General features: G+C 56.5%; 5 protein-coding genes, 1 tRNA gene and 1 pseudogene. 5 read left to right on the forward strand and 2 right to left on the reverse strand.

Annotated elements, in window-relative coordinates:
- Positions 1–135 precede the first annotated feature (135 nt).
- The 3 genes and pseudogenes from ACTHSL_RS11170 (at position 136) to ACTHSL_RS11180 (ending at position 4,186) form a co-directional block, all read left to right on the forward strand.
- Positions 136–1,797 (forward strand): MFS transporter, encoded by a 1,662-nt coding sequence (locus tag ACTHSL_RS11170; RefSeq protein WP_314044228.1) that lies wholly within the window; start codon positions 136–138, stop codon positions 1,795–1,797.
- A gap of 86 nt (positions 1,798–1,883) precedes the next feature.
- On the forward strand, positions 1,884–3,056 hold the full coding sequence (locus ACTHSL_RS11175; protein ID WP_440381458.1) for an HlyD family secretion protein: 1,173 nt from the start codon (positions 1,884–1,886) through the stop codon (positions 3,054–3,056).
- A 192-nt stretch (positions 3,057–3,248) separates the two neighbouring features.
- Positions 3,249–4,186, forward strand: a pseudogene (locus tag ACTHSL_RS11180) (NAD(P)/FAD-dependent oxidoreductase).
- Positions 4,187–4,661: 475 nt separating this feature from the next.
- Here ACTHSL_RS11180 and ACTHSL_RS11185 read toward each other — a convergent pair.
- Complete coding sequence (locus tag ACTHSL_RS11185) at positions 4,662–5,288, reverse strand: IS1595 family transposase (protein ID WP_440381459.1); 627 nt, start codon at positions 5,286–5,288, stop codon at positions 4,662–4,664.
- An 83-nt stretch (positions 5,289–5,371) separates the two neighbouring features.
- Here ACTHSL_RS11185 and ACTHSL_RS11190 point away from each other — a divergent pair, with 83 nt between their 5' ends.
- Positions 5,372–5,764, forward strand: coding sequence for a hypothetical protein (locus tag ACTHSL_RS11190; protein WP_440381460.1), 393 nt, complete (start codon positions 5,372–5,374; stop codon positions 5,762–5,764).
- 143 nt (positions 5,765–5,907) lie between these two features.
- On the opposite strand, the gene ACTHSL_RS11195 is transcribed toward ACTHSL_RS11190, so the two are convergent.
- On the reverse strand, positions 5,908–7,404 hold the full coding sequence (locus ACTHSL_RS11195) for a GH3 family domain-containing protein (protein WP_440381461.1): 1,497 nt from the start codon (positions 7,402–7,404) through the stop codon (positions 5,908–5,910).
- A gap of 195 nt (positions 7,405–7,599) precedes the next feature.
- Here ACTHSL_RS11195 and ACTHSL_RS11200 point away from each other — a divergent pair.
- Positions 7,600–7,675: transfer RNA gene (locus ACTHSL_RS11200), tRNA-Val, on the forward strand.
- The last annotated feature ends 1 nt before the right edge of the window (position 7,676 follow it).

Raw genomic sequence — 7,676 nt, forward strand, 5'->3', positions numbered from 1 at the left:
GCGGCGATACGCCGTTTGAGGTTTTGCAGGCTTACTTTTCTCAACCTGTGGTGTAAACAATGCGGTTATTTTCTACAGCTGAGGTAGCCTAAAAATCTAAAACTTTGTCCCGTCCACCCCACCAAAGGAAACCCCATGCCCCTGCAATCCGGCGGCTACACCTTCAAGCCGCATGAAATGCCCTTTATGCCGGGTTCGCCCGCCTCGCCCGAGCATCCGAAAAAGCGGCGGCTCGCGTATCTTGCCATCGGTTTATTACTCGCGCTGTCGTCGGGCTTCCAAAACGGGCTGCTCACCGCCTCGCTGCCGCAGCTGCGCGGCGATTTGTCGCTCGATTTGCAGCAGGGCGGCTGGATTCAGGCGGCGTATTTCATGGCTTACGCCTGCATGAGCGTCCTCTTTTTCAAAGTCCGCAAGGCGTATGGCCTGCAACGCTTCGTCCGCATCACCCTGTTCGCCCAGCTTGCCGCCAGCCTACTGCAACTGGTTTATCACCATTACGAAGTGGAACTCATCGCGCGTGTTGCCGCCGCAATCGCCGCCAGCGGCCTGCTGGTGCTGTCGATTTACTACATGATGCAGGGCTTTACTGGCACGAAAAAGCTGGTCGGGCTGGTGTTCGGGCTGGGGCTGATGCAGGTCGGCACGCCGCTGGCGCAGAGCCTCGTGCCGCTGCTGTATGGCGACGGCGACCTCAACGGCGTGTTCGCCTTTCAGGCTACCCTCGCGCTCGCCTGCACCGCCTGCCTGTTCGCCCTGCCGCTGCCGCCCGGCATCACCGTGCGCAAATCGTTCACGCTGACCGACGCGCTCAGCTTTACCCTGTTCGCCTCCGGCATCGCGCTGTTGTGCGCCTTTCTCGTGCAGGGGCGCACGGTGTGGTGGACGACGCAGTGGCTCGGCTGGCTGCTCGCGGGCGGAGTGGGGCTGACGGGGCTGGCGTTGTACATCGAATCGACGCGGCACAAGCCGATGCTGGACTGGCACTGGATGACCGTGCCGCAAATCCTCATCTTCGCCGTGATGGGCGCGATGGCGCGGCTCTTGACCTCGGAGCAGACCGTCGGCGCGGCGGGGCTGATGGGCGCGGTGGGCGTGGGCAGCGCGCAGATGAGCACGTTTTACCTGATTGTTGCGGGCGGAATGCTGGCGGGTGTGGTCGGCAGCCTGATTTTGCTGGATATCAACGACATCCGCCGCCCCGTGATGGTTGCGCTCGCCTGTTTCGCCCTCGGTGCGTGGCTGGAAATCGGCGTGGGCATGCAGACCCGCCCCGCGCAACTTTATTTCAGCCAGTTTATCGTTGCCTTTGCCTCGCTGCTGTTTATGGGGCCGATGATGCTTGAAGGCGCACTGCGCGCGCTGGCGAAAAGCCCCGACCACATGATGAGCTTCTCCGCCGTATTCGGCCTGTCGCAAACCCTCGGCGGGCTGGCGGGTGCGGCGGCATTCAGCGCGTTTTTAACTTACCGCACCCGCGACCACCTCGCCGCCATCGCGCAAAACCTGACCCTCTCCAACCCCGCGCTCGCCGCCGACATCCAGCGCAACGCCGCCGCCCTCTCCGCCACCCTCTCCGACCCGGTGCTGCTGCAAGGCCGCGCCGTCTCGCAAATCACCGCGCAGGCGGGCAAAGAAGCGTCGGTGGCGGCATACAGCGACCTGTTCGCGCTGCTGGCGGCGATGGCGGCGGTATCGACCCTCGTCGCCGTCGCCCTGTGGTTGTACCGCCGTTATTACAAGATTGATATTCTGGCGGCGGAGAAGGCGAAAGTGTTTGCGGCGTTGGGGAAATAGTGTTTCAGATGGCATTAAAGGCAGCCTGAAAACCACCGCACCAACCCATTAACCGAATCAACCCCCAAATCAACGGAAAGCAAAAAATGTCCCAACCCGACACCCCCGAACAACCCGACACCGAATCCCAAAAAACCGCCGTGCCGCAGCCCGAGATGCAGCCTGAAACGTCGTCTGAAACCCCGCCCGAGCCCGAAACCCCGCCCGAGCCGCAAGAGCCCGCCCAATGGCAGCCTGAAAAACATCGTTTCGGCAGCATCGGCATCCTCGCCGCCAGCGCAATCGGCGTGGTGCTTGCCCTGTATGCCTTCCGCCTGCCGCCCTTCGGCATGGGTGAGGTTTACACCAACAACGCCTATGTGCGCGGCAGCGTAACCGCCGTCAGCCCGCGCGTGGGCGGCTATGTGCACAAAGTGCTGGTGCGCGATTTTGACAACGTAAAAGCAGGGCAGCCGCTGGTGGAAATCGACCCCGCGCCCTACCGCGCCAAAGTCGCCCAAGCCGAAGCGGGCTTGGCGGGGCAGCAGGCGGCGTTAAACAAAACCGCGCAGGACAAAGCCTCCGCGCTCGCCGTTTCCAAAGCCAATCAGGCGGCGATTGACAACGCCCGCGCCCAGCTTGACCGCGCCCGCCGCGAATGGCAGCGCATTCAGGCAGTGAGCAGCGATGCCGTGTCGCAAAGCAGCCGCGATGCCGCGCAAACCGCCGTCAAACAGGCCGAAGCGGGCTTGAAACAGGCGCAGGAGCAATACGCCGTGGCGCAGCAAAACATCATCAACACCGGCGTAGGGCGCGAGGGCGCACAGGCGGGCATCGCCAACGCCCAAGCCCTGCTGGACTTGGCAAAACAGGATTTGGGGCATACTGTGATTTACGCACCCGCCAGCGGCAAACTCGGCGAAGTCAGCGTAAAACAAGGGCAGCTTGTGAGCGCGGGCACGCAGCTGATGTCCGTCGTGCCGCCCGAACGCTGGATCATCGCCAACATCAAAGAAACCGATATGGCCAACGTGAAAATCGGGCAGAGTGCCAGCGTGAGTATCGACGCACTCGGCGGCAAGGCGTTCAGCGGCAAAGTCGCCGAAATCTCGCCCGCCACCGCTTCCGAATTCAGCCTGATTAAAGCCGACAGCGGCACGGGAAACTTCGTCAAAATCGCCCAACGCATCGCCGTAAAAATCGTATTTGACGCAGGGCAACAGGATTTGGAACGCCTCGCGCCGGGGATGTCGGCGGAAGTGAACATTGCTACGAAGTAAGGTAAAAGGTCGTCTGAAAAGTTTTCAGACGGCCTTTCAGACTGCTTTTTTTATTGAAGTAAAGCAAATCGGGCATTATCCGTGCATCAATTGCCCAACCCACTCAACAAAAAGCAGCCTCAAACTCCATTCCCCCATTTTCAGGCTGCCTTGTAAAATTCTATAATTACGCTTTTATGCCAAACCATTTATCTGCGAAAGTCCCACACCCAATTTGACGTTGCCGTCATCGGCGCAGGCCCGTCAGGCTCGGTTGCCTCCGCCCTGCTTAACAAACAGGGCTTCAAAGTATGCGCGCTGGAAAAACAGCATTTTCCGCGCTTTGTGATTGGCGAGAGCCTGCTGCCGCACTGCATGGAAATGCTGGAAGAAGCCGGTTTGGCCGATGCCGTGCGCGCCGAGAAAGGCTTTCAGTTTAAAAACGGCGCAGCGTTCGCATGGCGCATTTCACGCGCATCACCGACAACATCGCCGCCGAAGCCGATTTTGACCGCAACAAAATCCTGATTACCACTCACCCGCAGCACCGCGACGTATGGTTTTGGACAATCCCTTTCGGCGACAACACCTGCTCGCTCGGCGTGGTCGGCACACCCGACAAACTGGCGGGCGATTCCGAAGCCGTGTTGAAACAAATAGTGGCAGAATGCCCCAATCTGGTTGAATTTTTTAAACATTCCGAATGGGAAAACGGCTTCCCCTACCGCAGCATCCAAGGCTATTCCGCCAATGTTAAAGCCCTGCACGGCAAACATTTCGCGCTGTTAGGCAACGCCGCCGAGTTTATTGACCCCGTGTTCTCATCGGGCGTAACCATCGCGCTGCATTCCGCCAAACTCGCCGCTGACCTGCTTGCCCGCCAGCTCAAAGGCGAAGCGGCAGACTGGCAGCGCGAGTTCGCCGAGCCGCTGATGGTGGGCGTAAACGCTTTTCGCACCTATGTGGACGGCTGGTACGACAACCGTTTCCAAAACGTGGTGTACGCACCCAACCGCGCGCCCGAAATCAGCCGCATGATTTCCGCCATTCTCGCGGGCTATGCGTGGGATACGGCAAACCCGTTTGTAGAAAAATCGGAACAGCGGCTGAACACGCTGGCGGAACTGGTGGGGGATTTGGCGTTTGAATAGGTGTTGATGTCGTCTGAAAACAGTTGCAGGTCGGGCATTGATGCCCGACAAACACCGACCTGTTTATCTTAAAATAAGACCTTTGCAAAATTCCCCAAAATCCCCTAAATTCCCACCAAGACATTTAGGGGATTTTGGGGAATTTTGCAAAGGTCTCGGGCCGTCTGAAAGTGAAAGTATATTTGTCAAATGGTTTTGGAGCGGTTTTTCATTTTGTCCGTACTGTTAAATTTTTGGCTAGGCATTATTTTAAAATTTGCTTTGTTTGATTTATGATTCGTTTCCCCTTGTTCAAACAACAAAAAGGACGTATGCCGATGGATACTCATGAATCGGATTGTGTAATCGTTTATGAGGAAACAGCTGATTTGTTTGACCAACGTCGTGCGAGCCGTATCCGATTTGCCGCAGCCAACCTCCCGATTTTAGGGGCTGACGTAGATTAGCCCTAAATTCCACACCAATCCTACAGGGTTTAAATCTGTTGAGACGGTGTGCCGAAGTTAAATCGAAATTCGCATTCTTTCAAGAATAGCGGGAAAGATTTGCGGTCGATTCCGTTGTATTTGCGCAAGACGCGTTTTGCCTGATTCCAAAAATTCTCAATGCCGTTGATGTGGTTCTGACGGTCGGCAAACACCTTGGAATGATTGATGCGGTAATGGATGAAACCGCTTACGTCCAACTTGTCATAGCTGCTCAGCTTATCCGTGTAAACAATACTATCCGGCATAATTTTCTGTTTGATAACAGGCATCAAAGTATCAGACTTGGCATTATCTACGACAATAGTATAGACCCGTCCGTTGCGTTTCAGAATGCCAAAGACAACCACTTTCCCTGCTGCACCGCGACCACGTCTGCCTTTACGCCGTCCGCCGAAATAGCTCTCATCTAGTTCGACGGCACCGTCAAAGATTTCATTAGCAGCCAGTGCCAAATGATGGCTGATGACCATACGGATTTTACGGTAGAACAGGATGGCGGAGTTGGGCTGAATGCCCAAAATATCGGCAGCGGAACGGGCGGTAACTTGGAGTACGAAAAATTCAAGCAGTTTCTTTTGATTTCTCTTGCTTAATTTACAATTAGTTATCTTCATTTTCGTAACCTAGCATAACTGCTAATCTACGTCAGCCCCCGATTTTATTGGGTGTGTGGGTTTTGGCTTGGATATTATTTTGGTTGTACAACCAAGCATCCATCAGCGGCAAGACGGCCAGCGGCTTGCAAATTGGCAGTGCGATGACAGTATTTGTGTTGGCGATTTACCGTTTGCTGCATTACCAAAACCTTTGGTTGGAGCGCCGTTGCAATGATGCGGGCAAAGCATGGGATACGGCGGAGTATGTAAAAAAGGTAAGCTTCTGTTTGGCAATCGTTGGCATGGTGCTGCCCGCATTCGCTTTACCGATTGTTTTCGGCGGCCTGTTTCAATTCATTTTCGGTATGCTTCTGCCAGGCAATCGCAAGCCCAATATCAGTGGTGCGCCACAACCGGATACACCCGCTTTATGTTTTGCTGCAGTGCTTTCCTTCGTAGTCGCGTTTGCCATGCTGATATGGATTTTTCTTTAAATAAAAAGCTTTACTGCAGGATGGCGGCTTCATCCTTAATGCCGTTTTAAATTGATGTCGTACATAGCATAACAAAGCAAGCCTGAGAGGCCGTCTGAAAATCTCGTTTTGGCAGAACGCATTTTCAGACGGCCTCTTCTGATTCAAGCATCGGCAGGCGGCAGCAGAAGCGGCGTTTTCCGCAGGGCGAGGCGTTGGTCGGCACGGAACAGGGCGGCAGCGTATTGCTGCAGGTCGGCGGTGCGGACGCATTGCGGCGGTGCGAGTTGGCCGATGCGTCGGGCGTAGGCGTATTGCGGGTTTTCGCCCAATGCGTTGTCGAGTGCGGCGGCAAGCCCGGTATCGGAAGTGGGGTGGCCGTCTGAAAGAATCAGGCGGTAATAGGGCGGGGCGGCGTTCACGCCTTGCAGCAAGGCATGGTCGGGCAGGCCCGGGGCGGTGCGTAGCATGGCGCGGCGGACGAAGGCTTCGGTCAGTTTTTCGCCGCACAAGTCGCTTGTCAGGCTGTCGCGGCCGACGAATTCCAAACGGGGAATGCCGTTTTCCATACTGCGGATGCAGACGCGGTCGCCCGTGTCATAGCGGTACAGCCCGCCTTGGGTGGTAACAATCAGGCGGTAGTCGCGGCCGTTTTGCAATGCCCAGGCGGGATAGATGTCCCGGTCGTCGGCAAATTCGTAAAAATGGCTGTCCACGGCCAATATCGGATGGAGGCCGTCTGAAAAAGGGATGCTGGAAACGGCTTCGGTAGACAGCAGGCCTTTACCTTGAATCCATACATGCGGCAGTTTCTGCCGCAGCAAGGCGGCGGGTGCGGCGGCGGTATGGCTGTCCCAGCAGCTGACGGTGTCGAGTTGAGGCCAAATCAGGCGGGTATCGGGCTGTGTTGCAGAGAGTACGCGCGACAGTATGGCGCGGCGGCGCGGTTCATGTATTTCAGCTAATAGTCTGTCTTGCCGCTCCTGCATGGTTTGCAGAATCGGCAGCAGAATGGACGGGCTCCAAACGGAGATAAAGCTCAGGTTTTCCGCAGAAAGCAGCAGGCGGGCGCAGTGGAACTGCCATTCTTCCGCAGTTTGCGCAGCCAGCAATTCGGGCAGGAGTAGGGTTTTTTCCGCCAGTGCCGCGCCGGTTTCGCGGCCGAAATAGTCCAAATCGTTGCCGCTGCCGATTGGTATGCCGCCTTCGGTTTTGTCGCGGCTGCGGGTCAGCGGGCTGATGACGAAAAACAGCCGTCCGGCCAATGCCTGCGGCCGTTGCCGTTGCAAGTCGGCCAGCCACGGCAGTACGGCGCGGCGGAAGGCGGCATATAGGCCGTCGGTGTAGGGAATCAGCTTCGCCCCGCCGGAAGAACCGCCGGTTTCTTCGAAATTCGATATGGCTTCCGCCGTTAAGACGCCCGAACGGCCTGCGGCAATTTGTCCGATGGACGGGCTGAAGTCTTCATAGCGGCGGACGGGCAGGGCGCGGGCGAAGTCGCCGTAGTCCTTCAGTTCGGCAAAACGGTGTTCCCTGCCGAAGGCGCAATCGCGGTTGCGGTGCAGAATATCGGCCAAAACAGCCTGCTGCGTCCGCTTCGGCTGCGCTAAGGCCGTCTGAAAACGGGTGAGGGCTGCGGTAAGTCCGGTGAAAGGCGGCATGCGGAAGTCCTCCGTTGCAAGATAAAGTGCAAGCCTACCGTATTTAAAGGCCGTCTGAAAAGGGATGATGAGTTGTGTGCCGGTGCGTGTAAAATTAAAAGTTTTTAAATTCAGTTTATTATAATTTTCCGGTCATTCATGGCTTGCGGAATCGGCGTAAATTTGATTTAATGCGCGCTTTGCTGAACGGCAAAAGGGTGATTAGCTCAGTTGGTAGAGCGTCTGCCTTACAAGCAGAATGTCGGCGGTTCGACTCCGTCATCACCCACCAA

The sequence above is a fragment of the Neisseria sp. P0008.S010 genome (assembly GCF_051962715.1).
Classification (GTDB): Bacteria; Pseudomonadota; Gammaproteobacteria; order Burkholderiales; family Neisseriaceae; genus Neisseria; species Neisseria elongata.